General features: G+C 58.4%; 24 protein-coding genes. 12 read left to right on the top strand and 12 right to left on the bottom strand.

Annotated elements, in window-relative coordinates; translation table 11 throughout:
• Positions 1-7: 7 nt before the first annotated feature.
• Positions 8-1,036: a hypothetical protein gene (locus AB731_RS11860; protein ID WP_047093962.1), complete on the bottom strand. Its 1,029-nt coding sequence runs from the start codon at positions 1,034-1,036 to the stop codon at positions 8-10.
• A 341-nt stretch (positions 1,037-1,377) separates the two neighbouring features.
• Here AB731_RS11860 and AB731_RS11855 point away from each other — a divergent pair, with 341 nt between their 5' ends.
• Positions 1,378-2,163 (top strand): phosphatase PAP2 family protein, encoded by a 786-nt coding sequence (locus AB731_RS11855; protein ID WP_162199477.1) that lies wholly within the window; start codon positions 1,378-1,380, stop codon positions 2,161-2,163.
• A gap of 67 nt (positions 2,164-2,230) precedes the next feature.
• Here AB731_RS11855 and AB731_RS11850 read toward each other — a convergent pair whose 3' ends face one another.
• The 3 genes from AB731_RS11850 to pgi all read right to left on the bottom strand — a co-directional run bounded on the left by AB731_RS11850 (position 2,231) and on the right by pgi (position 6,025).
• Positions 2,231-3,661 carry a DEAD/DEAH box helicase gene (locus AB731_RS11850; protein WP_047093964.1) on the bottom strand — a complete coding sequence of 477 codons (1,431 nt, stop codon included), beginning with the start codon at positions 3,659-3,661 and terminating at the stop codon, positions 2,231-2,233.
• A gap of 213 nt (positions 3,662-3,874) precedes the next feature.
• A complete protein-coding gene (locus tag AB731_RS11845; RefSeq protein WP_047093965.1) occupies positions 3,875-4,360 on the bottom strand; it encodes a TspO/MBR family protein in 486 nt (161 codons plus the stop codon).
• A 126-nt stretch (positions 4,361-4,486) separates the two neighbouring features.
• Positions 4,487-6,025, bottom strand: a complete 1,539-nt coding sequence (pgi, locus tag AB731_RS11840) for a glucose-6-phosphate isomerase (protein ID WP_047094239.1) — start codon at positions 6,023-6,025, stop codon at positions 4,487-4,489.
• Positions 6,026-6,162: 137 nt separating this feature from the next.
• Between pgi and lepB the strand changes: the two genes are divergently transcribed.
• From lepB to era, 3 genes are read left to right on the top strand one after another with little or no spacing between them, the layout of a single operon-like run.
• Positions 6,163-7,026 (top strand): signal peptidase I, encoded by an 864-nt coding sequence (lepB, locus tag AB731_RS11835; protein WP_047093966.1) that lies wholly within the window; start codon positions 6,163-6,165, stop codon positions 7,024-7,026.
• Positions 7,023-7,694, top strand: a complete 672-nt coding sequence (gene rnc, locus AB731_RS11830; protein WP_047094240.1) for a ribonuclease III — start codon at positions 7,023-7,025, stop codon at positions 7,692-7,694. Before lepB ends, rnc begins: the two co-directional genes overlap by 4 nt.
• Positions 7,691-8,629, top strand: coding sequence for a GTPase Era (era, locus tag AB731_RS11825; RefSeq protein ID WP_047093967.1), 939 nt, complete (start codon positions 7,691-7,693; stop codon positions 8,627-8,629). Before rnc ends, era begins: the two co-directional genes overlap by 4 nt.
• On the opposite strand, the gene AB731_RS11820 is transcribed toward era, so the two are convergent.
• The 5 genes from AB731_RS11820 to plsY form a co-directional block, all read right to left on the bottom strand.
• Positions 8,626-9,405: a DUF2334 domain-containing protein gene (locus AB731_RS11820; protein ID WP_047093968.1), complete on the bottom strand. Its 780-nt coding sequence runs from the start codon at positions 9,403-9,405 to the stop codon at positions 8,626-8,628. The genes era and AB731_RS11820 overlap by 4 nt on opposite strands.
• A gap of 47 nt (positions 9,406-9,452) precedes the next feature.
• Positions 9,453-9,635: a hypothetical protein gene (locus tag AB731_RS11815; RefSeq protein WP_047093969.1), complete on the bottom strand. Its 183-nt coding sequence runs from the start codon at positions 9,633-9,635 to the stop codon at positions 9,453-9,455.
• On the bottom strand, positions 9,635-12,217 hold the full coding sequence (gene topA / locus AB731_RS11810; RefSeq protein ID WP_047093970.1) for a type I DNA topoisomerase: 2,583 nt from the start codon (positions 12,215-12,217) through the stop codon (positions 9,635-9,637). The genes AB731_RS11815 and topA overlap by 1 nt, the downstream gene beginning before the upstream one ends.
• 165 nt (positions 12,218-12,382) lie before the next feature.
• The gene (gene dprA / locus AB731_RS11805; RefSeq protein ID WP_047093971.1) at positions 12,383-13,483 is read right to left on the bottom strand and encodes a DNA-processing protein DprA; all 1,101 of its coding nucleotides are present in this window, start codon (positions 13,481-13,483) and stop codon (positions 12,383-12,385) included.
• Positions 13,480-14,091 carry a glycerol-3-phosphate 1-O-acyltransferase PlsY gene (gene plsY, locus AB731_RS11800; protein ID WP_047093972.1) on the bottom strand — a complete coding sequence of 204 codons (612 nt, stop codon included), beginning with the start codon at positions 14,089-14,091 and terminating at the stop codon, positions 13,480-13,482. Before plsY ends, dprA begins: the two co-directional genes overlap by 4 nt.
• Before the next feature lie 84 nt (positions 14,092-14,175).
• Between plsY and murI the strand changes: the two genes are divergently transcribed.
• From murI to AB731_RS11785, 3 genes are all read left to right on the top strand, one after another.
• Positions 14,176-14,970 carry a glutamate racemase gene (murI, locus tag AB731_RS11795; RefSeq protein WP_047094241.1) on the top strand — a complete coding sequence of 265 codons (795 nt, stop codon included), beginning with the start codon at positions 14,176-14,178 and terminating at the stop codon, positions 14,968-14,970.
• A gap of 121 nt (positions 14,971-15,091) precedes the next feature.
• A complete protein-coding gene (gene hemA / locus AB731_RS11790; protein ID WP_047094242.1) occupies positions 15,092-16,312 on the top strand; it encodes a 5-aminolevulinate synthase in 1,221 nt (406 codons plus the stop codon).
• Between the two features lie 123 nt (positions 16,313-16,435).
• Positions 16,436-18,637, top strand: a complete 2,202-nt coding sequence (locus AB731_RS11785; RefSeq protein WP_047093973.1) for a putative bifunctional diguanylate cyclase/phosphodiesterase — start codon at positions 16,436-16,438, stop codon at positions 18,635-18,637.
• Between the two features lie 143 nt (positions 18,638-18,780).
• On the opposite strand, the gene AB731_RS11780 is transcribed toward AB731_RS11785, so the two are convergent.
• Complete coding sequence (locus AB731_RS11780) at positions 18,781-19,986, bottom strand: type III PLP-dependent enzyme (RefSeq protein WP_047093974.1); 1,206 nt, start codon at positions 19,984-19,986, stop codon at positions 18,781-18,783.
• Between the two features lie 129 nt (positions 19,987-20,115).
• Positions 20,116-20,670 carry a LemA family protein gene (locus AB731_RS11775; protein WP_173425754.1) on the bottom strand — a complete coding sequence of 185 codons (555 nt, stop codon included), beginning with the start codon at positions 20,668-20,670 and terminating at the stop codon, positions 20,116-20,118.
• Positions 20,671-20,752: 82 nt separating this feature from the next.
• On the opposite strand from AB731_RS11775, the gene AB731_RS11770 reads away from it, so the two are divergent.
• Positions 20,753-21,706: a DUF3137 domain-containing protein gene (locus tag AB731_RS11770; RefSeq protein WP_082126473.1), complete on the top strand. Its 954-nt coding sequence runs from the start codon at positions 20,753-20,755 to the stop codon at positions 21,704-21,706.
• Between the two features lie 87 nt (positions 21,707-21,793).
• Here AB731_RS11770 and AB731_RS11765 read toward each other — a convergent pair whose 3' ends face one another.
• The gene (locus AB731_RS11765) at positions 21,794-22,852 is read right to left on the bottom strand and encodes a 1,9-bis(guanidino)-5-aza-nonane synthase (protein ID WP_047093975.1); all 1,059 of its coding nucleotides are present in this window, start codon (positions 22,850-22,852) and stop codon (positions 21,794-21,796) included.
• 149 nt (positions 22,853-23,001) lie between these two features.
• Between AB731_RS11765 and AB731_RS11760 the strand changes: the two genes are divergently transcribed.
• The 4 genes from AB731_RS11760 to AB731_RS11745 all read left to right on the top strand — a co-directional run bounded on the left by AB731_RS11760 (position 23,002) and on the right by AB731_RS11745 (position 25,465).
• Positions 23,002-23,970 (top strand): threonine ammonia-lyase, encoded by a 969-nt coding sequence (locus AB731_RS11760; protein WP_047093976.1) that lies wholly within the window; start codon positions 23,002-23,004, stop codon positions 23,968-23,970.
• 62 nt (positions 23,971-24,032) lie between these two features.
• The gene (locus AB731_RS11755) at positions 24,033-24,464 is read left to right on the top strand and encodes an MAPEG family protein (protein WP_047093977.1); all 432 of its coding nucleotides are present in this window, start codon (positions 24,033-24,035) and stop codon (positions 24,462-24,464) included.
• On the top strand, positions 24,461-24,910 hold the full coding sequence (locus tag AB731_RS11750) for an MAPEG family protein (protein ID WP_407921646.1): 450 nt from the start codon (positions 24,461-24,463) through the stop codon (positions 24,908-24,910). Before AB731_RS11755 ends, AB731_RS11750 begins: the two co-directional genes overlap by 4 nt.
• A 99-nt stretch (positions 24,911-25,009) precedes the next feature.
• Complete coding sequence (locus AB731_RS11745; RefSeq protein ID WP_047093978.1) at positions 25,010-25,465, top strand: response regulator; 456 nt, start codon at positions 25,010-25,012, stop codon at positions 25,463-25,465.
• Positions 25,466-25,474: the final 9 nt, after the last annotated feature.

The following is a 25,474-nucleotide window of genomic DNA, read 5'->3' as shown; positions in this document are numbered from 1 at the left end:
ATGGTTTCTAACTTTCCAGGAAAGGCGCGTAATCGCGCATCAATTGCCACGCGCGAAGGTCCTCCAGTGTGATGAGGCTTTCATCCTTGATCCCTGCCTGCCGCTTGAGCAGCCGCATCACAGCGTTGCGCTCCGTCGCGCTGGCTCCCGGCATGGTGACCAGGACATCGGGATTGTGTTCGAACGGCGCATCGAAAAGCATCGCACAGTTCATCGCATCAAAGCCAAAGCCGAGAAATACAAGCCGCTTGCCCTGTACCACTTCGCCCAGAACATGCCGCTTGAAACCGCGCTGTTCAGCGCGTTCCGTAGCGGTGTGAAGCTGTTCCACGACAGATGGGAAGTCTTCCGGTGCAACCTCGCCCCAATCGGCAATGGGCATTTCGTCCGTCTGCCATTCAAGTTTGCCGGGGACACCATAGACATGGATTATCCGCAGCTTTTCCGCGACCAGCGCGCGTGCTTCGGTCAGGCTCATGCCAAAAGCCATATGCATCGCCCACGGCAGATAATTTTCGACTGACCGGTCGTAGTTGAACGAAATGACGGAGAGATTGTCGAAGCAGCTTTCCGCCTTTGCACGGGGCACGCCGTTGAAAATCGCGCGGGATAGCTGGAACAGCCAGTTTTCGGTGCCACGCACGGGCAGATCGCCGGGATCGCGCGGCTCACTGCCCAGCGGAGATGCCGCCTCCGCCCCAAGAATGTAGTGCGCAATGGCGAGTTTGCCGACCGCCAACACCATTGGATTGTCGCCGTGCTGTTCAAGGATTGCGTCGATGGAATGGGAAATGCGCGCGGCAGATCGGATCACTTGCCCTGCTTCGAGCAAGTCATTCTTCTTTACGCGGGCCTTTTTGGCAATAGCGCCGATCTGCGCGTCCATGGCGGCGATATCTTCGCTTTCAAGACCGCCGCCAAGGCGCTGGAAGTCAAATCCCGCAGCAATACGTGCCAGCAATTCGCGGCCATCAGGGAATTGCAATTCACAACTGGCGCCCGCGCCGACAACCAACGTGGTCTTGGTTCTGATCATAACGCCAAAAGCTCCCCGGCATGAAACATGACGGGAAGCCTTGGGCTTCGATGCTTAATATTTGGCTATGATAGCGATCTGGGTCCGGAAAGCGCAAATTAACCAATTTAGGCCAATCACGTGGAATGGATACTCGGGTGTTTTTTGGCTTATTTCTCGCGCTCCACCTCGGCTTCGCGGTGGTCACACCGTCGTTTGACCTGGGCGGGGTTATTTACGCCGTATATCTGCAGTCATTATTGCTTGTGTGGCTCTTCCTGATTGCTGCTACCTTGCTGTTCTTGCGAGTTGCAGGCAAGCGCATGCAGCGGCCAACGGCAATCATTTTGCGTACCCTGAGAATGAACCGCGCCCACCTTGTGGAGGGCGCTTTGTTCCTCGTCGCGCTCAGCCTCATGATGCAGGTGTACATGGTCCTGAAGGTGTCCATTCCGGCCCTGATCCCATTTTACGCCGATCCATGGCTGGCCGATGCGGATGCATTGCTGTTCGGCAAGGACCCATGGCGTATTACCCATGCGCTTCTGGGTGAAAATGCTACGCGATTCCTGGATATGTTCTATGTCACACCTTGTATGGTCGTGACGGTTGGAATGACCCTGTGGGTGTGCTTTTCAAAGGATAGGGCGTTCAGCAGACGATCCACGCTGGCAATCATGATGTGCTGGTTCGTCATCGGAATTTGGGCCGCATTGCTTCTTTCCTCGGCCGGGCCGGTTTACATGCAGCATTTCTATGGCGATCCCCGTTTCGCCGATCTTACAGCAATACTACCGCCCGATCTGATAGCTGCACGCACGCAGGAGTACCTGCTCGAGAGTTTCGGCTCACCCGGATTTGGAAAGGGCATCAGTGCAATGCCGTCTATGCACAACGCCCTTTATCTGTTGCTGATCTGGATGGTGCATGACCGCTTCGGAAACGGCTGGCAGCTCTGGATTGCCATCGCATTCGAAGGTCTTGTCTTCGTAGCTTCGGTGCATCTTGGGTGGCACTATGCGCTAGACGCGATTGTGGCGTTGGTTCTGGTTGTACCTATCTGGCATATCGCAGGCCGGATCGAAAAGCTTCCGATGCCCGCCTTGCGGGTTTCAACAATCCGCGCTGGCGCAAGGGCAGCTACCTAGCGGGGCAAGGCGCCTAAGCCTTGCAGAGCAACCTTGCGCCCCGCCAAGTGACATAAAGCTGCTTCGCTCAGCCTTGTGATCGGCCGCGACCGCCCCCGCCGCCGCCACCGGGACGACCGCCACCGCCGCCGCCACTGCGACGACGATTGCCGCCCTGACCACCCTGACCACCGCTGCGCTGGCCACCCTGACCACCGCTGCGGCCGCCCTGCGGACGTCCACCGCCACCGGCGCTGGCACCGGAATGGCGACTACGTTCGGATGAACCACCGCGCGGCTTGGGCTTTACGCGCTGCTGTTGCTGCTTGGCGGCAGGCTTTGTCGGGCCGACACCTTCGACAACTGCGCGGAAGTTTTCCGGCAAGTCCAAACGTTCGAACTCGGCGTCGGTGTTGCGGCAGATATCCTTCAGATACTGACGCTCATCCTCTGCACAGAATGCGATGGCGATACCATCGGCACCAGCGCGCGCGGTCCGGCCAATGCGGTGAACATATTGCTCCGGCACATTGGGCAGTTCGTAATTGATCACGTGGCTAACGCCGGGAATGTCGATCCCGCGCGCGGCCACATCGGTCGCAATAAGGATCGGGGTTTTCGCCCGCTTGAATTCATCCAGGGCGCGCACACGCTGCGGCTGGCTCTTGTTGCCGTGGATTGCATTGGCGGGGATGTTGGCAGTCGCCAGCTTCTTCACCAACCGGTCTGCACCGTGCTTCGTGCGGGTAAAAATCAGCACCCGTTCGAACTTGCCGGGCGTGGGATGACGTTCGAGCAGGATCATTTCGAGCAGCGCCTGCTTTTCGTCCTGCTGGACCATATACAGATACTGGTCGATCCGCTCTGCGGTGGAGGCAGCCGGGGTTACCGAAACGGTGACCGGGTTTTTGCAATATTTGCTGACCAGTTCCTTGATCTGCTTCGGCATGGTGGCGCTGAAGAACAGGGTCTGGCGGCTATCAGGGACCAGCTCGCTAATGCGGCGCAGGGCGTGAATAAAGCCGAGGTCAAGCATCTGGTCGGCTTCGTCCAATACCAGCACTTCCACGCCGGAAAGGTTCAATGCCTTCTGGTCGATCAGATCGAGCAGACGGCCCGGTGTCGCCACCAGAATATCCGTGCCGCGGTGCAGCTTGTTGCGATCCTTGCCGACGGAGGTTCCGCCAACGATTGAATGGACCTTCATACCGGCAAGTGCGCCATAATCCTTGGCGGATTCGGCAATCTGCCCGGCCAGTTCACGCGTCGGGGCGAGAACAAGCATACGGCAGCTCTTGAAAGGAATCTGGTTGTCGGACTTGCGCAGATTATCGATGCTGGGAAGCATGAAAGCAGCGGTCTTGCCGGTGCCCGTTTGCGCAATACCCAAAAGGTCACGGCCCTGAAGAACCGCCGGAATGGCCTGCGCCTGAATTGGCGTAGGCTCTTTATAGCCCTTCATATCCAGCGCTTGCAGGATGGGCTGCGACAGACCGAGGTCTGTGAATTGAATAGTCATGTTGTGTAGTAAACTCGCATAATATGCGGCGCGCAGAGCAACAGCTCTCGCGGCGCGGGTGTCAAACGACCCGCGTGAAAAGGGAAGTCCATTAGAAGAACCGAAGGGCTGCTGGGGACTGTAGCTTTCTCACTACTGCCGCTTCACGCTAGCGCACGCCTCGATGCCGCCCATGTGGTGCAGCGCAGCATGAATGTCAAAGCATTTCGCGTGTCAGGTGTTAACAGGTCCGCCGAAAGGCTTGTTCAGCTGCACGATTTTCCAGTTCAGGATCGTCGCAAAGCTGACCCACACCAGATACGGCACGATCAGCCAGCTGGCGAGCACATCCCACTGGCGCAGGAACACCGTAAGCGCGAGGACGGAGAGCCACAGGAACGGCACTTCCCACAATGCCCAATCAGGCCGCCTTAGAGTGAAGAACACCGGTGACCACACGAAATTGGCGATGCCATTGATAACATAGAGCGTGATGAGGAAGCTGGCCTCACCCGCCGCCTCTGCCGCAGGATAGCTGCGCACGAAGGCCCAGCCGGAAAGCAGGAAGATCGTGGTCCACGCAGGGCCAAACAGCCAGTCAGGCGGCTGCCAGCTTGGCTTATTGAGGTCGAAATACCACTGCTCGATTTTCGTAAGCAGCCCTCCCCCGATAGCCAGAATGATGGCCCAGACGATGGCAAAGGTGAGTTGGAAGGTCATTTGGGAGGCTTAGGTGGTGTTGAGACCGGTGGCAAATGTAACGTCACGCCCCTCCAGCCGTTCGCCCTTCAACAAGCTTGGGGGCGAACGGACGTCGTAAGAGGCCCGCGAAATTTTAGACCACACTCAACCCAACCCAGCAGCCTTCAGCAAGGCCTCGGTACTAGCATCAAACCGCTCTCCGCCCTTTTCAATCTTGTTGGCGATTTCCTTGCCCAGTTCCACGCCGAACTGGTCGAACGGGTTAATGTCCATCAGCACGGCATTGGCAAAGGTGCGGTGTTCGTGGAAAGCCACCAGCGCGCCGAAAGTCATCGCGTCAAGATCATCACACAGGATCGTGGCCGATGGGCGGTTGCCGGGGTAGTTGCGATGCGGATCGTCGGAATGCTTGCCTGCCATCAGCGCTGCGCCTTGGGCAAAGCAGTTCATCAGCAGGATCGTGTGATGCGCCGCGTCCAAAGTGTCGCCCGCCTCCACACTCGCGATGAAATCGACAGGGATCAGATGCGTGCCCTGGTGAAGCAATTGGAACACCGCATGCTGCGCATCGGTGCCCACCCCGCCCCATGTGATCGGCGCCGTCGGGCCAGCAGGATGGCCGTCCACCGTCACGCTTTTGCCGTTCGATTCCATTTCGAGCTGTTGCAAGTAATCAGGCAGCAACCGCAGCCGTTCGTCATAGGCGAATACGGCGCGGGTTTGCGCGCCCTTGATGCGAGAGTAGAACAGATCCGCAAAGGCCGCACGCAGCGGCAGATTTTCGCGTCCGTTTGCGTCACGGAAATGCGCGTCCACACGCGCTGCACCATCCAGCATCGCCTGAAAATCGTCCCAGCCCACGGCCACTGCTATCGGAAAGCCGATAGAGCTCCACAGCGAATACCGCCCGCCCACGCTTTCCGCGAACGGCAGGATGCGCGTTTCATCGACTCCCCATTCCACGGCCTTTTCAGGCGCGGCGGTGAGCGCGATAACGCGGCCCGTGGGATCATCAACGCCGCTGTCCGCCAGCCATTTCAACACGCTTTGCGCATTGGTCATGGTTTCGATGGTGGTGAAAGTCTTGGAAGCGACGGCCACAAAGGTCGTCGCCGGATCGCACGCTGCAAACGCTTCTTCCAAAGCCACGCCGTCGATGTTGGAGACGACATGCACATCCACTACCGGCAGATCACGCGCCAAAGCATCAACCGCCAGCGCCGGGCCCAGCGCGCTGCCGCCTATGCCGACGTGAATGAGGTGCTTGATCTCTCCGAACGCGCCTTCGTGCAGCGCTGTAGTGAGCAGCTTCATCCGCTCCCGCAAGGCATCCGCTTCTTCAACGCTGGTATCGAGGCCCACGCCGCGCAGCGCGGTATGTTCAGCCGCGCGTCCCTCGGTCGGGTTGACCATTTCGCCGGCAAACATCTTTTCCCGCATGTCATCAAAGCCAGCGGCCTCTGCCAGCGCTTCAAAATCGGTCAGCAAATCTTCGGTCAGATGGGTTTTGGACCAGTCGAACAGGATACCGCAGTCGGCATCGCCCCCAGCCAGCCCGGTGGTCAGTTCAAGCCGTTTGGCGAACTTTTCTACCCGGTCCGAATCCTCTGAAAAAAGATCTTCCAGTGTGGGATCTGTATGCAGGGCGAGCTTGTTCCATGCTTCGTCGCGTGTCAGGGTCACCGGTAAGTCCTCTTTGTCGGGCGTTGTCGTGTTCACGCGCTGCCCCCTTGTAGCCCTGATTGCAACCCCGCAAATTCTCGCTCGTCCCTGCCGATTTGCTTGACGCGCGCCACTTCGCGCAACATGACCTTTGCCCGATGACGCAAGACCATATCAGAGAGATCGAAGAGCCCGCTTCTGGCAAAACTCAAACTGCCGGGGCCAATGCTGCCGTGGCGGACAAGCCGGAGGAAAAGGAAGACTGGAGGAGCTTTGGCGCCTTCCTGATCAAGCTGGTGATTGTGGTCGTGATATTCCGCACCTTCTTCTTCACCAGCTTCAACATTCCATCGGAAAGCATGATGCCGCGCCTTCTCGTCGGCGACTATCTGTTCTCGCAGAAATGGTCTTACGGCTATTCCCGCTTCTCGCTGCCGTTTGACGTAGACATGGGTGACGGGCGGATTCTGGCAAGCGAACCGGACCGCGGTGATATCGTGATCTTCAAACACCCGATCGACCAATCGGACTACATCAAACGCGTTATTGGCCTGCCGGGCGACAGCGTGCAGATGGTGGACGGTGTGCTCCATTTGAACGGTGAGCCGGTTGGTATGGAGCGAATCGAGGATTTCACTCTACCGATGATCCTTGGTGATGACTGCCGCGGTACACGTATTTCCGGCCCCGAGGGCCCGGTCTGTACCTACACGCAGTTCCGTGAAACTCTGCCTGGCGGCGTGTCATACAATATTCTCGACATGGGCGATCTTCCGCAGGACAATACAGCGCCTGTGATAGTCCCCGAAGGCAAGCTGTTCCTGATGGGCGACAATCGCGACAATTCGCTCGACAGCCGTTTCCGCGCAGAACCGGGCGGCGGAATCGGATTGGTGGGGCAGGACAATCTCGTGGCAGAAGCCAGCTTCATGTATTGGTCTACCGATGGAAGCGCCGAATGGGCGCTGCCCTGGACATGGTTTTCTGCCGCGCGCTGGAACCGGATGCTGCGCGGGATATGAACGTCCTTGATGCAGAAACGCGGGCCTGGCTGACGGGGCATGGTTTTGCGGTAAGCGATGAAGCCCTTTGGTGCGAAGCTCTTACCCACGGCAGTATTGGCGCGCCGCGCGATTATCAGCGTCTGGAATTCCTGGGCGACCGTGTTCTGGGCCTCACCATTGCGAACTGGCTATACGCCGATGGCAAGTCGGATGAGGGCAAGATGGCGCAGCGCCTGAACGCGCTGGTATCCAAAGGTGCCTGCGCGACGCGAGCCCGGGAAATCGGCATCGCGCCGCATGTCCTGATGGGCAAGCAGGCACGTGAGGATGGCGCGCAGGATAGCGACAACGTGCTGGGTGACATCATGGAGTCGCTGATCGGCGCGAATTTCATTGAAGCCGGTTATGATGCAACGCAGGGCCTTATCCGCAGTTTCTGGCAAGGCGCGGTCGACGGTGCGGACGGAAAATCCAAACATCCCAAAAGTGCATTGCAGGAATGGGCTGCGGGCAACCGCCGCAGTCCGCCGGAATACCAGGTCGTTTCGACTGACGGACCTGACCATGCGCGCCGCTTCACCGTGCAGGTGAGGGTCCACAAAGTCGGCGAAGTCGAAGCAACAGCGGGTGGCAAGCAAGATGCCGAAACAGAAGCCGCTCGGCTATTTATGGAGAAATTTGGGTGACTGAGAGCAATACCGAAACTGGCGCGAAGCCTGACCCGAAATGTGGTCTGGTCGCCGTGATCGGTGCGCCCAATGCGGGCAAATCCACGCTGGTCAACCAGCTTGTCGGCCAGAAGGTCGCGATCACTTCTGCCAAGGCGCAAACCACCCGGGCGAAGCTGTTGGGCGTTGCCCTGCACAAGACCGATCAGGCCGAAACGCAGCTTCTGCTGGTCGACACCCCCGGCATTTTCGAACCGAAGCGCCGGCTGGACCGCGCGATGGTGAGCGCCGCCTGGGAAGGCGCGCAGGCCGCGGATGCGGTGATACTGCTCGTTGATCCGGTGAAACAGCGGAGGCATGAACTGTTTCCGCTGCTGGAAGTGCTCAAGACCCGGCCCGAGCGCAAACTGCTGGTGCTGAACAAGGTTGATGTCGCGGTGAAAGAACCGCTGCTCGCACTGGCCGAGGAATTGAACGCGGCTGTCGATTTCGACGAAGTGTTCTTCGTCTCCGCATTAACAGGTGACGGCGTGCCGGAATTGAAGGATCGTCTGGCCGAATTGATGCCCAAGAGCCCGTGGCACTATCCCGAAGATCAGGTGTCAGACGCGTCTGAACGCCTGCTGGCCGCCGAAGTGACGCGCGAACAGCTGTATCGGCAACTGCACGAGGAATTGCCTTACGACGCCGCTGTGCGCCCCGAAAGCTACACCGTGAAGCCCGATGGCAGCGTGGAAGTGCGCCAGCAGATCGTGATCATGCGCGACAGCCAGAAACCCATCGTGCTGGGTAAAGGCGGCCGCCGGATAAAGGAAATCGGCGAGCTTGCGCGCAAGGAACTCAGCGAAATTCTTGGCGTGAAGGTGCACCTTTTCCTGCACGTGAAGGTGGACGATCGCTGGTCGGAGAACCGCGAAGTCTATGAGGAAATGGGATTGGACTGGGTTCGCTAACGCGGCAGGGCAGCGGCCTCTGATGGTGTCAGAAATCGGGCATTCTCAGCAATCAGGAAGCGAATGATACGCTGAAATTCCTCAAATCTAAGGGGATCTTGCACCCAGCTTTGTGGATGGCCCTGAAGCACCAGGACATCTGCAGGCGACGCGGCTTCAAAGCCGGCCAGAAAGCTATCAAAATCTGGCTCATGGACCGGGTCCTCGAGGCCGAGCCCCGGTATTCGGCGCAATTGGACCAGCGCGCTGGGAACGCGTTCGTCGTCCGTGTCCTTGAACATCCAGATCGCTATTCCGGTCGTCTGATCAAGAGCACGGGATGTATCTTCATCTGTGCTGTTATAGGGGGCTCCGAACGCGGCAAATGGTGCCCCGAAGTGCTGTTGAGCGAGCTCTTGTGTGCGTCGCAGACCGTCCAGTTGCGTGGCAAATCCAGAGTATCGGAATTCCCTCACCTCATCCTCGCCAGTACCTGATCGGCAATGGCAGTACCCGTGATTCCAAAGCTCGTTCCCGAGAGCTTGCTGGCCGCGCAGCCAAGCTATCGCATCTGGAGCAGGGTCCTCAAGACCGTCGCCGATGACTCCGATCGAGGCCGTCACATCATTTTCGTTGAGGAAAACGAACGCCTGCTCCCAGCCCGGGTTGGTCGAAGTATTTGCGCGGAAATCATCCAGCTTCAGGACAACAAGCGGCCTTTGCGCTGTGTCTCTGAAAACATTCTGATGATGTGTTGTGCACGCCGCGAGAAGGCCAAGAAAAGCAAGTCCCGCCATCCGTAACGCGCGGGCCACGACAGGGCGATCTGACCAACCGCGACTGCTCAACGCTTTTTGACCACTGCAATCTTGTTCTTTTTGGCGAAATCGCGCGTCGATTCCTCGCTTCGATTCAGCGCCTTGGCGATCTGCTTAAGACCTTGCCCCTTGGAAGCGAGCAGTTTCAGCTTGCCCGCTTCCTCGCCATTCCATGGCTGCTTGTGCCGCTCGAAATTTTCCTTGCCCATCAGGCTTCCTCCGCCTTTGTTTCAGGCGCCGCCTTCTTGGCCGCAGCTTTCTTCTTCGCAGGTGCCTTTTTCTTCGCTGCTGGCTTCTTTTTCGCCGGTGCCTTGCGCTTCTTTTTTACGGGTCCTTTCGCGGCTTTTTCTGCGATCATGACCAGCGCCTCTTCCAGCGTCAGCGCATCCTTGTCCTTGTCCTTCGGGATGGTCGCGTTGACGTTGCCATCGGTGATGTAGGGGCCGTAGCGGCCTTCCATCAGCTTCACATCGTCCCCTGCCTCGGTCTTGCCGAGTACCTTCAAGGGTTCACGGGCACCCCGCGCGCCGCCCTTGCGATTGGCAGCTTCTGCCAGCAGCGTGACGGCCGCATTCATGCCCGTGTCGAACACATCCTGCGTGCTGGAAAGCTTCGCATATTTGCCGTCATGCCGCAGATACGGGCCGTAACGACCGATGGCCGCTTCGATATCCTTGCCGGTTTCGGGATGCTGTCCGATGATGCGCGGCAGATCGAGCAGTTTGGCCGCCCATTCGATGTCGAAATCGTCCACGTCCTTCGGGATGGAGGCGCGCTTGGCTTCCTTGCCCTCGCCCATCTGCACATAGGGGCCGAAACGGCCCGACTTGCGCTCGATCGGCTCGCCGGTTTCCGGGTGATCGCCCATCTTGCCATCGTCGGAACCATCTTCGCTGCCGGGCTGGCCGAATTTGCGGCGGAAGTTGCATTCCGGATAGTTCACGCAGCCGATGAATGCGCCGAACCGGCCACCGCGCAAATGCAGTTCACCGCCATCACGGCCCTGCTCCGCACACAGCGGGCAGAAGCGCGGCTTTTCACCATCTTCACGTTCGGGGAACAGGAAGTCGGCGAGGAATTCGTCCAGCACCTCGGTCACTTCCGAAGGTTGGCGTTCCATCACCTCGTCGCTCTTCGGCTTAAAATCGCGCCAGAAGTTTTCGAGCAACGTTTTGTATTGGGCCCGCCCGCCACTGACTTCGTCCAGTTCGTCTTCCATGCTCGCGGTGAAGTCATAGGCGACATAAATGGGGAAGAAACGCTCAAGAAATGCTGTGAGGAGCCTGCCGGAATCCTCTGCAAAGAAGCGGTTTTTCTCCACCCTCACGTAATCACGGTCACGCAAGGTCTGGATGGTCGAGGCGTAAGTGGAAGGACGGCCAATGCCCAGTTCTTCCAGCCGCTTTACCAGCGATGCCTCGGAAAAGCGCGGCGGTGGCTGGGTGAAATGCTGGATCGCTTCCACATCCTTCTTTGCAGGCGCGTCGCCTTTGCGAATGATGGGGAGCAAATTGTCGTCATCCCCGTCGGCCGCATCGTCGAAGCTTTCGGAATACACCGCCAGGAAGCCGGGGAATTTGACGACCTGTCCGGTTGCGCGCAATTCATGCTTGCCAGTCGGGTCGCGCATTGTGATCGTGGTGCGTTCAAGCTGGGCAGTCGCCATCTGGCTGGCCATGGCGCGCTTGAAGATCAGATCATACAGCTTTGCCTCGTCGCCCGAACCGGCGCGATCCTTGCGGAAATCTGTCGGCCGAATGGCTTCGTGCGCTTCCTGAGCATTCTTTGCCTTCGTCTTGTAAAAGCGTGGTTTTTCCGGCTTGTACTGGGTATCATACCGCGCATCGATGGCATCGCGACAGGCCAGAATTGCGCTCATATCCATGCCCACGCCGTCGGTACGCATATAAGTGATCGCGCCCGCTTCATACAGCGACTGCGCACACCTCATGGTGTGGCTGGCGGAATAGCCGAGTTTGCGCGCGGCCTCCTGTTGCAGTGTGGAAGTGGTGAAAGGCGGTGCCGGGCTGCGCTTCAGCGGCTTGGTCTCGACATCCTCGACCGTAAAGCGTCCCTGCTCCACGGCAGACTTGGCAGCATCGGCCATGCCTTTTTCGCCGATGGTCAGGCGTTCGAGTTTCTGGCCGTCGAAACGCACAAGCCGTGCATCAAAGGCGGTGCCGTCATGCTCCATCTTGGCGGTAACGGACCAGTATTCCTGCGGATTGAAGACCTCGATTTCCCGCTCCCGCTCACAAATCAGGCGCAGCGCGACGGATTGGACACGGCCAGCCGATTTTGCACCGGGCAGCTTGCGCCACAGCACCGGGCTGAGCGTGAAGCCGAACAGATAATCCAGCGCGCGGCGGCCGAGATAGGCGTCGATCAGATCGGTATCGAGCCCGCGCGGTTTGGTCATCGCCTCCGTCACAGCGGCCTTGGTGATAGCGTTGAAAGTGACGCGGTCGACCTTTTCGGGGAGGGCCTTCTTCTTCTTGAGCAACTCCAGCACGTGCCAGCTTATCGCCTCGCCTTCGCGGTCAGGGTCGGTCGCGAGGATGAGGCGGGTGGACTTCTTCGCCGCATCGGCGATTGCCTTCACCTGTTCGCGGTTGCGTTTGTCGGAATAGACTTCCCAGTCCATCTCGAAATCTTCGTCCGGCCGCACGCTGCCATCCTTGGGCGGCAGATCGCGAACGTGGCCGTAGGATGCGAGGACCTTGAAGTCCTTGCCCAGATATTTCTCGATGGTCTTTGCCTTGGCCGGCGATTCTACGATGACAAGTTGCATAGTGGTGAAGTCAGTCCCTTACGTGTGTACGTGTGCGCGAGGGTGGAGCCTTCACGGGATACGTCAAGCCGATGATTGTGCGGAGGCTTCAGGTCAAGTGACTTCGATTGTTCTGGGGAGCGTGAGTCTGAAGCCCAGCAGATGGGCATGCGGCAAAATTCGATCTCAGCAAAGGCTGACCCGCCCCGCGGCATGTCTCACCAAACGTCCTGCGATCTCAAGCTCCAGCAGCGCCATTTGCACAGCCCCCGCGCTTTCACACGATTGCCGGATCAGTTCGTCCACAGAAACGGGCGCGTTGGTAAGCAGGCTTTCAACATCGGCGGACTCTGCCCCGGTCATGTCTTCAGTCGAATAATCGCATGCAGACGTAGTTTCGCGAAATGACGAGCGCGGTACGCCGTCAAAACCTGAGAGCAATTCGATCACGTCATCCGGTTCCTGCACCAGCATGGCACCTTCGCGGATCAGGTGATTACAGCCATGGCTGCGCGCTTCGAGTGGGCTACCGGGGATCGCCATGACTTCGCGCCCCGCCTCGCCAGCCAGCCGCGCGGTGATAAGCGAGCCGGACTTGGGTGCGGCCTCCACCACGAGCGTTCCCATCGCGAGCCCTGCGATGATGCGGTTGCGCTTCGGGAAATGCTGTCCGCGCGGCTCTGTGCCCGGCGCTTCTTCCGCGATCAGCAGCGCGTCATTGGCGATCTGTTCCTGAAGTTTGGTGTGCTGCGGCGGATAGGCGATGTCTATGCCGCTGGCGATCACGCCGATGGTGTGCGGCATGGATCCTTCATGGCAGGCGCCGTCGATGCCGCGCGCCAAGCCCGACACTACCGTAAAACCGCCTTCGCCCAGTGCCCGTGCGAAATCGCGCGCCAGCTTCACCGCAGCGGCAGAGGCATTGCGCGCACCGACCATGGCCACGCAGGGCTTGCTCGCCAGCGCCATGTCACCGCGCACGGTGATAATTGGCGGTGCGCTGTCCATCTGTGCCAGCAGCGCGGGATATTCAGGCATATCGTGGAAAACATACCGAGCACCAGCTTTGCGGGCGGCGGCAATCTCGCTTTCAATCCGGTTCCGCGCGGCGGGAGTGTAATTGCGTTTGGCACCGCGCGCCGCCAGGTCTGGCAAGGCCTCCAGCGCCTCAATCGCAGTGCCGAACCGGCGCAGCAATTGCGCATAGCTGACGGGGCCGATATTGGCGGAGCGCAGCAGCCTGATGCGGGCAAATGCCTCGTCCTGTGTCAGCTTTGTCTCGTTCACTTCTTGCTGCCGACCCTCGGTTCCTCACCCTTCATCAGGCGGGAGATATTGGCGCGGTGCAGCCAGATGATCAGCACTGCGATAACGATCAGCACTCCGGCGATTGACCAGAATCCCATCGCAACCGCAGCAATGGCAACAGCCGCCACCGCGCTCATCCCCGCAACTGAACTGATGCGGAAAATCGCCAGCACGGCGATCCACACCAATGCGTAAACGACGCCCAGCGGCCATGCTAGCGCGAAGGTGACGCCCGCATTCGTGGCAACGCCCTTCCCGCCCCTGAACTTCAGCCAGACTGGAAAACAATGCCCCAGCACAGCGCCCAGCGCAGCCAGTTCGACCGGCATAGGATACCAGAGCGGCGCGTCCGGTGTGCCGGGAAACAACGTCCAGGCGAAGTAAACCGGAACAAACCCCTTGGCAAAATCGAGGAGCAATGTCGCAGCCGCCAGCCACTTGCTGCCTGTGCGCAAGACGTTGGTCGCGCCGATATTGCCTGATCCGATGGAGCGGATGTCGCCTTTCCCCGCTGCCATAGCCAGCAGAAGGCCGAAAGGAATGGAACCGGACAAATACCCGATCAGCAATGCAAGAGCGTAATCCATGCTGCAATCCCTAGCCTCTGGTCAGAGCCTTGGGAAAGCACAAACTTGTCCAAAGTGGATGAACGCGATAACCGCCGCAGCCGCATGGACATTCTACCATCTTCACCAATCCTGTTGTTCGATTCGGGCCTTGGCGGGCTGTCGGTACTTGAGGAAGTGCGCAAGGCGGTGCCCGATGCGCCGATCATCTACGCTGCTGATACAGCTGGCCTGCCTTATGGCGAGAAGACCGAGGCGGAAATTGCTGCACGTGTTGCGGGCCTGCTTGGCCGCATGAGTGAGCGTTATGCACCGCGCCTGATCTGCATCGCCTGCAACACGGCCTCTACCATCGCGCTTGGGATGGTAAGGTCGGTCTTGCAGGTTCCGATTGTCGGCACAGTCCCCGCGATCAAGCCCGCCGCTGTCATCACCAGGACCGGAACGATCGGCCTTTTGGGAACTGCCGCGACAATCCGGCAGTCTTACGTCGATGATCTCGAAGCGCAATTTGCCGCAGACAAACGACTGATCCGCTACGCCGCGCCGGAATTGGTAGGCGCCGCCGAAACCAAACTGCGCGGCGGCAGGCCCGATGATGCCGTTTTCGCCAAGGCGGTCGCGGGCTTGCGCACGCAAGCTGGCGGTGAAGCAATAGATACAGTCGTACTGGCCTGTACACATTTCCCGCTGCTGGCCGACGAACTGCGCGCCGCGATGGGCCCCGATATTTCTTTCGTTCACGGAGCGGAAGGAATCGCCCGCCGAATCCGGTCTTTGACCATCGGGCAGGAGTTCGGGCGAGACCGCGATGACAGCGCTATTGTAACAGGGCCGGTCGATCCTGCGCTTTCTGCAGCCGTTTTCTCTTACGGGCTTAGGACGGTAGCTTCCCTCTAGCGATGCAGCTGTTGCGAATCCCTCGCAAACTTCGCTCTTCAAACGGACGCTGCAATTGACTAAGTCGCCCGCAACAGAACGCCGTTTTGCCTTGGGGCGCGGCGCAGCGCGGGCGGATGTTGTGAATTACGACCAGATCTTCGACCAGGCAATCGACCGGCTTCATTCCGAAGGCCGCTACCGCGTGTTCATCGACATCTTGCGCAACAAGGGCGCGTTTCCGAATGCACGCTGCTTTGCCGGGCATAACGGACCCAAGCCGATCACCGTCTGGTGTTCCAACGATTACCTTACCATGGGCCAGCACCCCAAGGTGGTAGAGGCAATGGAAGAAGCGCTGCACGATGTAGGTGCCGGATCCGGCGGCACGCGCAATATCGGTGGCAACACCCATTACCATATCCAGCTTGAGAATGAGCTTGCCGATCTGCACGGCAAGGAAGCCGCGCTACTTTTCACCAGCGGATATGTCTCCAACGACGCAACGCTTTCCACCTTGGCCAAGCTGCTCCCCGGATGCGTGATATTCTCGGATGAGCTCAATCACGCCAGCATGATTGCCGGCATTCGCAATTCCGGCTGCGAAAAGCGCGTTTTCCGCCACAATGATCTTGCCCATCTGGAAGAGTTGCTGGCGGCAGAGGATGAAGCGGCGCCAAAACTGATCGCTTTCGAAAGCGTATATTCCATGGACGGCGATGTCGCGCCGATCCATGCGATTTGCGATCTGGCCGACAAGTACAATGCTCTTACCTATGTCGATGAAGTGCACGCCGTGGGGATGTATGGCGCGCGCGGTGGCGGCATTTCGGAACGCGACGATGCGGCTGACAGGCTTGACCTGATCGAAGGCACGCTGGGCAAGGCATTCGGTGTGATGGGCGGTTATGTGGCGTCCAGCCGCAAGGTAATCGATTGCATCCGTTCCTATGCGCCCGGCTTCATCTTCACCACATCTCTCAGCCCGGTGCTGGTCGCTGGCGTTCTGGCCTCTGTTCGTCACTTGAAAGGTTGCAGCGATGAACGCGACGCGCAGCAAGCGAACGCGGCATCGCTCAAGCGTCACATGCGCGAAGCTGGTCTTCCGGTAATGGAATCGACGACGCATATCGTGCCGCTGATGGTCGGTGACCCTGTGCGGGCGAAGAAGATCAGCGATATCCTGCTGGCTGAATACGGCGCCTATGTGCAGCCGATCAATTACCCGACCGTTCCCCGCGGCACGGAGCGGCTGCGTTTTACGCCTGGCCCCGCGCATACCGAAGCCATGATGGTCGAATTGACCAATGCCCTGGTGGAAATTTGGGACCGGCTGGAGCTGGAATTACGCAAAGCTGCCTAGTTTGCTTTCGTCTGGACAGGCAAAAAAACTGTAACCGTTAGCGCGTTGGTAACCAAACTTCTGGCATAGCTGCATCGTGAAAAGCCGGATTAATCGGTCTAGGCGCAGCAACCAGGACGGTACATGACAGTCAGTGGTCTTCTCAAAGGGTTTGGACGGGGCAATGCTCCCCGGGGAACCTCGCGGGTTATTTCCGCCGACGACACGGTGCGCCGGCTGGAGATACTGGACGATTTCGAGCAGACAGGGATTTCCTGGATCTGGGCGACTGACAAGGACGATCACCTCATCTATTTTTCGCCTAGCGCTGACGGTGAGCTTGATGAAGGCGTTGGCCAGCTGGTCGATCATCCCCTGATCGAATTGTTCGAGATAGACCCGGAGAACGGCGAACGATCTGACAGGCCGCTCAACTTCCAACTTAAAATGCGTAACAAGATTGTCGAACTGCCGGTGCGGCTGATCAAGGAAGCAGCGCAAAAAAGTGGTGCCGAGCGCTGGTGGGCCCTCTCAGGCCACCCCAAATTCGACGAAGGCGGCAAGTTTCTGGGATATCGCGGCAGCGCCAAGAACATCACCACCGCCTATCAGCGTCAGCGGGAGGATTCGCGTCTGGCGGAGTATGACTCGCTGACAGGTCTTGCGAACCGGCATCGCATGAACCGCAAGCTGGAAAGCACTCTCTCAGCCTTCAGGTCTGCCAAACGGTCTTGCGCGCTGATGATGCTGGACCTCGACAAGTTCAAACAGGTCAACGACATGATGGGCCATCAGGCGGGCGATGATCTGTTGCGACAGGTCGCGGATCGTCTGACTGCCATCATTGGCAGCAAAGCCGAGATCGGACGCCTGGGAGGTGATGAATTCCAGATCATCCTGCTGGACGAGGATGATCGCGGCAGATTGGGAGATCTGGCGGACAAGATCATCCAGATGCTCACGTCGCCCTATCAGATTGACGGAAAACGAGCGATCATCGGAGCATCGGTTGGCATCTCTGTTGCCCCCTATGACGGCATTGAAGCCGACGAGATCATCCACAACGCCGATCTGGCTCTGTATGCCGCAAAGAACAGCGGACGGGGCACCTATCGCTTTTATTCGGCGGATCTGAAAGACGTTGAGCAGGAACGCCAGCTGCTGCTGGATGATCTGCGCGAAGCACTGGCAAACGGCCAGCTGCAGATGCATTACCAGCCCGTTGTCCGAACGAAGGATCACGCTGTTGTCGGGTTTGAGGCGCTGATGCGTTGGGAACACCCTGAACGCGGCCATGTCAGCCCCGGCGTCTTCATTCCGGCAGCCGAAGAAACAGATCTCATCAATCAACTTGGCCAATGGGCTTTGCAGCAATCCTGCCGGGATGCGCTTGAATGGCCGGAAAACATCCGGCTTGCGGTGAATGTTTCCGCCAAGCAATTCTGTAACAAGGGTTTCCCCGCGGTTGTGACACAAGTTCTGGCAGAAACGGGCATTACCCCCGACCGTCTGGAGCTGGAGCTTACCGAAACAGTGTTCATGGGGGACACAGACGCCACAACAGCCACATTCAAGACGCTGAAAAAGATCGGTGTGCGACTAGCCCTTGATGACTTCGGGACCGGGTATTCCTCGCTCAGCTATTTACGCAATGCTCCGTTCGACAAGATCAAGGTGGACAAGAGCTTCGTCGACACCTGCACCCAGAAGAATGAAAACAGCGCCAAGATAATCACCGCGATTATAGGCTTGTCCGAAGCGCTGGGGATGGAAGTGACAGTTGAGGGCGTAGAAGCCTTCGACCAGTTTCATCTGGTGTGCGAAAAAGGCGCGAAATACATCCAGGGGTGGATCTATTCCAAAGCCCGCCCACAAGCTGAGATCCTCGGCCAGATCGCCAGTGGCGGCTTCCTTATCGAACCGGCCGGACCAGAAACCTACCGCCCGGAACGACGTTCGGTTTTCCGCCGCATCGGCATTATTCACGAAGACCACCGCTATGACGCGGTGATGCGCGATTTATCACAAACGGGATCAAGGATCGAAGGCCTGGTAGGCGTTCCGCTGGGTGCGGGGCTTGTGCTTGATCTTGGCGGTGGGCAATTGGTGGTGTCCCGCGTTCGCCGCACGCAGGATGCGATGATCGGCGTTGAATTCGAAGAACCGCTGGTCAGTGATGGCGCTGGCGGACTTGTGACCCGTCACAGGGTATCACCCTATGCACTGGCGGCAGCCGGAATGCCGTTGGCTGCCCTTCCCCCGGGCAATTACCCCCTTCAGATTGGCGACGCAGACAAACCCAGAAGCACGCCGCAATTCCTGCAGGTCAGTGTCCAGCGAGGCTGAAACGGCGGGGGCGCCTGGACAGCATCCGAGATCAGGGCAATCGCTGCCCTTTTAATGCGGTTATCTCCGGTAAAGGTCCCTGGGTGTGCGTATCCCGCCACACACCCGCCACACAGGCGGCAGTGGGGACGCGGCACCAGGCCTCAGCGCAGGCTCACCACATTATCGCTAGCGCGCGGATCGGCGCGATCTCCGCGATACAGGCTCGCCATCGGCTCATCAGTGACAATCGCGCATTCGGTCGCGCCAAAGCCGTTGAAAGCAGTCTTCATCGCTGCGCCATAAGCGCCCAGCATCCCGATTTCGATGTAATCGCCAGCCTGAATATCTTCCGGCAACATGAAGGGACCCTGCATGTAATCAGCATCATCACAAGTGGGGCCGTAAAATGCGAATTCTGTAAGAGGCTTGATGAGATCATCTTCCAGCGCGCGCACCGGGAAACGCCAATCGACATGTGCGGCATCGAACAGCGCGCCATAGGCACCGTCATTGATGTACAGCTCATTGTCGCGGCGCTTTTCCACGCAAACGACAACGGACGAATATTCGGCGCACAGCGCTCTGCCCGGCTCCGCCCACAATTCTGCGGAATAGGAAATCGGCAGCGATTCAAAATGGCGGTGGATCAGCGCGAAGTAATCTTCCAGCGGCGGTGGTTCCATGCCCGGATAAATGCTGGGGAAGCCCCCGCCCACATCAACGATATCAACCGTCACCGCAGCTTCTGCAATGGCAGCGCGAACACGCTCCAGCGCCTGGACATAGGCAAACGGCGTCATTGCCTGGCTACCCACGTGGAAGCAGATGCCCAGCGCATCACAATGCTGGCGCGTGGCCTGCAAAAGCGGCGCTGCATCGGCCAGGTCAACGCCGAACTTCGCAGCCAGCGAAAGCTCTGAATGTTCAGACGAAACACGCAGGCGCACCAGCAGGCTCAGGTCCGCAGCTGCAGTACCGGCATCGTCGGTAGTCGCGCTGACGATTTTTTCCAGCTCTTCCAGGGTGTCGAGGCTGAACGTCTTCACGCCGTGATCGAAATAGGCTTCACGGATGGCACGAGCGGTCTTCACCGGATGCATGAAACACAGCACCGCATCAGGCAACATGCCGCGCACCAGCCGCACCTCTGCAATGGATGCTACATCGTAATGCTTTACCCCGTTCTCCCACAGGATCTGGATCAGATCGGGCGACGGATTGGCTTTTACCGCATACATTGATTTACCCGGAAACTTCTCTGCAAAGAAGCGGGCAGCGCGCGCCGCGGCATGCGGGCGAGTGATGATTACGGGTTCGTCCGGCGTCAGAGCGCGGACTACAGCCTTGGCGTCAGGAAATTCGTGCAATTCAAGGGACCCCCTAAGGCATTAAACCAACAAGTAGCTGCCTTGCGGAGGGTGTCCCATGGGGCAGCGAGAAGCGCGCATATATAGCGCAAAGTCTGAACTGCAAGTGAAAATGCTTGTTCCTGCGTCTCAGGAAAAATCCACGTTTGGCACCTGGTCGACAATGCCCTTCTCGCTGTCATCCAGCCGGTGGAAGTCAGCTTCCTGAAAACCCATCCCGCCTGCAAACAGCACTGCCGGAAAACTCTCCCTCCCGGTGTTGTAGCGGGACACCGCAGCATTCAAGGCGCGGCGTGATGCGGCAAGCTTGTCTTCCACATTGGAAAGCTCCCGCTGGAGTTCCTGGAAATTGGTATTGGCCTTCAGATCCGGATAGGCCTCTGCCAGTGCCAGCACCTTGTCCAGGGCCACGCGCAAGGCCGCCTCGTCCTGCGAATTCATGGGGCCGCTGGCGGCCTGATTGCGCGCTGCGATCACGGATTCCAGCGTGTCTGCCTCGTGCGAAGCATAGCCCTTCACCGTATTCACCAGATTGGGGACCAGATCGTGCCGCTGGCGTAATTGCGCGTCGATATCGGCCACGCCCTGATTGACGTTCTGCCGCAATGCGACAAGCCGGTTGTAGATACCGATAGCGACGAAAAACAGCGCGCCAATGATTACGGCCAGAATGATCAGTTCCATGGATGAAATCCTCCCCCTACCCCTGTTGCACCATTGTGTGCCATGAATGGGGCACCGCGAAAAGGGGCGATAGGGGGAACAGATGATCGAGCGTCCGGATATCGACGCGCTGATGGCAGGTCCGCTGGGGCAATGGCTTGCCGAGCAGGAAAGTGTGCGGATCGCGGCAAAGACATCCACCTGGAACCGGCGATTCATTGTCTTGCTGATACTGCTGCCGCTTGCTCTGTTTGTCTGGATCACGTTTCGATTGGAATTGATGCCGTTGGCTTGGGGCACATTTGTCCTGGGCGGAATCGGCTTCGCATGGGCCCAATTGCCGGTCAGCCGCGCAGTGAAAACCGTAAAGGTCGGTATCAACGATGCCATCGCTGAAGCCTTGCAACTGGATTACACGCATGATTGCAAGGCCGGACAGCCCTTTGCCTTGGCCAAGGAATGCAAGCTGCTGCCCAGCCACGACCGCGCCCGGTTTGAAGATCAGTGGAACGGCAATTTCGGTGATATCCCTTTCAGCTTGCACGAATGCAAGCTGGAGGAACGGCGCGGGTCAGGCAAGAACCGGCACTGGGTCACTGTATTTCGCGGTATCGTGATGAGCGTAGGCTATTCGCGCCGGTTTCACGGCACAACGCTGCTGCTTCGCAACAACGCCCACCGCGGTTTCTTCAGCGGCAAAAAAGCCACCATCAAGGTGATCGGCAAGCAACTCGACTACGCTGAAATGGTCCACCCCGATTTTGAAGACCGGTTTGATATTTACACCACCGACCAGACCGAGGCGCGGCATCTGATAGATCCGCTGTATGTGGAACGCCTGATCGCGCTGGAACGCAGTTACGAAGGGGACGATGTCACCACCATCTTCCACGAAGGGAACCTGGTCGTGACGCTGAAGGCAGGCAACATGTTTGAAAGCGGCAGCATCGAGGCCCGCGATGATCGCATGCGCATCAAGACTACGATCGACCAGTTCGTGCGCCTTTCGGATCTTGCCAAGGAATTGAACAGCCGCGAACCGCTAACGGGATACTAGTGTTTCAATGGCGAGGGTGGAGATGGCCAGCGCGGCAATCGCTCAAGTTTGCGGCGATTTGGCTGCCCATCTCCATCCCATGCGCGCCTAGGCCTTAGCGAACAGCTTTGCCCAGCGGCGCTTGTCGCGGGTTTTCCAGTGGCCGCGGTGGTACGCATCGCTGGCCAGCAGGGGCATCACGCTGCCCGCTTCGGCAAACACCATCTGCTCGATCCCGGTGTTGACCTTGCCCCAGCTCGCCGCCTCTTGCAGCGTGGAGGAAGAACACGCCCCGTCGCGCACATCGGCAACAGTAATCTGGACCGCATATTTGTGCACCGAGACGTCTTCATGGCCGAGAATTTCGGCGCAGACGACCGTGTCCTGGATGAAGTTCTTAGGCACGCCGCCGCCCACCATCAGCAGGCCGGAATCGCCAGAGGCGATCTTGATATCGGTCAGTTCGCGGAAGTCCGCCACCGCGTCGATCATCATATAGGCTTCGCCCTTGGCCATCTGATCGACCTGGTGCTTCACCAGGCCGAACCCTGCGGACGAATCCACGAAGGCCGGGCAGAAAATCGGCACGTCATGCTCGTAGGCGAGCTTCACGAGGCTGTTATCCTTCTTGCCATGTTCGACAAGATACTTGCCCATTTCCTTGATGAATTCGCGGCTGGAGTAGCCGCGGTGTTCAAGCGTATTGGCAATCGCATTGATGGTGAAATCGCAATCCTGCAACTGCTCTTCATCGATATATGTGTCGTAAATACGGTCGATATACAGGCTCCGCAGCGTATCGTCATCGGGCACTTCATTGGCCTGATAATGTTTGTGACCGAGCCCTTCGAAGAAATCCATGTCGACAATGGTGGCGCCTGTCGCAACGACACAATCTACCATGTTGGAGCGGATCAGTTCGGCGTATAAATCCATACACCCGCCAGCGCTGGTAGAACCGGCGATGACGAGGAAGATTGTACAATCCTTGTCTTCCAGCATCTGGTTGTAAATGCCGGTAGCGCGGCCGAGATCGCGGCTGGTGAAGCTCATCTTGCCCATGGATTCGATGATCGGGCGCGCATCGAAACTGGTGATGTCGATATGTTCGACCTCGGTTGAAAGCAGTTCCTTCTTGCGCATGTCGTTGATCTTCGAATTGCTCATGTCGATGGGTCTCCTGTTCGTGTGGTCCGTATAACGGCACTCTGCTTTCCCCGTTCCCCCAAATCGCTGCGAATTGGAAGCCGGGAATTTGCGCAGCTTTGCGAAAGCTCGCTCTTCCCCTCCTGAAGGAAAGGCGCAATTAGGAGCAAATGAGTACAACTTACCACCCCACTCGCGCTGGCGTTTTGGATGCGGCCAACAAGGTCGCTGCGATCCTGCCGGCAACTCCTCTGCTGCCGTTTGAACATGACGGGCGAACGATCTGGGCCAAGGCGGAATGTCTGCAACCGATGGGCGCATTCAAGATCCGCGGGGCCTGGCACAGGTTATCCGCTCTCTCTGATGCTGAGAGGACTCGCGGTGTTGTCGCTGTTTCCAGCGGCAATCATGCGCAAGGCGTTGCGTGGGCCGCGCGCAGGCTTGGGATTGAGGCCACTATCGTCATGCCGGCGGATGCCCCGCTGGTGAAACTGCAACGCACAAAGGAATTCGGCGCGGCAGTCATCACATACGACCGGCTGACCGAAAATCGTGAAGCGATTGCCGAAGGCATCGCCAGCGAAAAGGGAGCAACCTATGTCCACGCCTTCGGTGATCCGTGGGTGATAGAAGGGCAAGGCAGCGCCGGGATTGAGATTGCGGCACAGATGGAAGTGCAAGCTGGCAGAGAACCCACAAGGATCATCGCCTGTTGCGGCGGCGGCGGCCTGTCAGCCGGGTTGGCACTGGCTTGCCCTGAGGCGCAAGTCATTCCGGTCGAGCCTGAGGGCTGGGACGATATCTGCCGCAGTCTTGAAACCGGCGCGATCCAGAATGTCGGCAAGACACCCCCACCCACGGCATGTGACGCCTTGCAGACCTTCGCGACTTTCCCGCTCAACTTCGGCATTCTGCAACAGCATTGCCCCGAATGGGCGCGCGTGTCCGGAGCGGAGATTCGCACAGCACAACGCTTCGCATTCGCCAATCTGCGCCTTGTAGTCGAACCCGGCGGTGCCGCAGCGCTGGCCGCGGTTTTGGCGGGCAAGGTCGCAGTAGACGATACAACGGCAGTGATGATCACCGGTGGAAATGTCGACGCGGCCAGTTTTGCGCAGGTTTTGGATAACAGCAATTAGATTGCCAATTAAAAGCTGCTTCGCAAAAGACACTGGTACGTAAATCAAAAGGGAAAGTTTGGATGGCTTCACAAATACTTGCACCGGCGGCGGTGCTAATCCTGTGGTCGCTCGTGATGCTCATCTGGATGTCGGCGGTACGCCTGCCAGAACTGGCCAAGCTCAAGAAGAACGGCGGCTCAGGGAAGACCATGCGGGGTGGACGCGGACAGGATCTTGAGGGCCGCATTCCCGATCATGTGAACTGGAAAGCCCACAATTACGCGCACTTGATGGAACAGCCCACGCTATTCTATGCCGTTGTTGCCATTCTGGCCATTCTTGGCCCGACGCAGGACACCGTGATTGCCGCATGGTTTTATACCATCCTGCGCATTGTTCATTCCTTCTGGCAGTCGCTCGTCAACACGATCCCGTGGCGCATTGGCCTCTTTACGCTGGGCAGCCTCGCCCTGCTTTATCTCGCTATCCGTGCCTTGATGGTGACGCTGTGATTGCTCTGCTCCAACCTCTGGTTGTTCTGGCAGGCTGGACCATGGTCATGTGGCTGTGGATGTACGCGGCGCGACTGCCGGCAATGTCCAAGGCCAATATAGACCCGGACAGTCTGGCACGTGACCCGGCCATGTCTCTGGACCGCGTGCTGCCACCTGATGTCCAGTGGAAGGCACATAACTTCAATCACCTGCATGAAGCGCCGACAGTATTTTACGCAGTGATGCTGGGGCTTGCGCTGCTTTACTCAAGCGGCGAACTTACTGCGGGATTGAACATCGCCACATGGCTCGCCTGGGCATATGCGGGGCTGCGCATCGTCCATTCGCTGGTGCAGGCAACTATCAATAAGGTGGCGGTGCGCTTTGTTCTGTTCTGCCTGTCCCAAACCGCCCTATCGGCGTTAATCCTAATCGCGGTTCTCATTGCGTTTGGCCTGATCTAAGATACTGACTATAGGTGCTAATCCCTACGCTTCGCTTCAGCCATCTCTGACGCCAGCCTGCCATAACTGTGTGCAAGCCGGCCCACGGAGGAAGCGACAATGGCCTACATTCTGGTTGTAGATGATGATGATATAGTGGCCGAGCATGCCGCCAAAATCCTTATGGATGCAGGCCATGCCTGCGGCTGGGTGAGCGATGCAAAATCAGCCATGCACGTATTGGAAAAACGGGAGCCGGACCTGATCCTGCTGGATCAGAATATGCCGGGCGAAAACGGTACGGCATTGCTGCGCAAACTGCGCAACTCACCACGCCTTTACGATATTCCGGTCGTCATGCTGACAGGTGTGCAAGGCGTGCGCGAAGAACAGATAGCCTATTACAACGGTGCGCAGGACTATATCCGCAAGCCCTTCAGCGACAAGATGCTCACATTTCGCGTAAGGCAGGTGCTCCGCTCGCGAGAGGGGCGTGCCCGGAAGAGCATCCGGGCGAGGATGACAGAGTATGAAGACCAACCGCTCGAGCAAGCGCGCCCGGTCCGGATAGTTTGAATTGCTCCG

The sequence above is a fragment of the Aurantiacibacter marinus genome (assembly GCF_001021555.1).
Taxonomy (GTDB): Bacteria; Pseudomonadota; Alphaproteobacteria; order Sphingomonadales; family Sphingomonadaceae; genus Alteraurantiacibacter; species Alteraurantiacibacter marinus.
The sequence above is the reverse complement of the archived record's forward strand: the minus strand, read 5'-3'. Positions and strand labels throughout refer to the sequence as shown.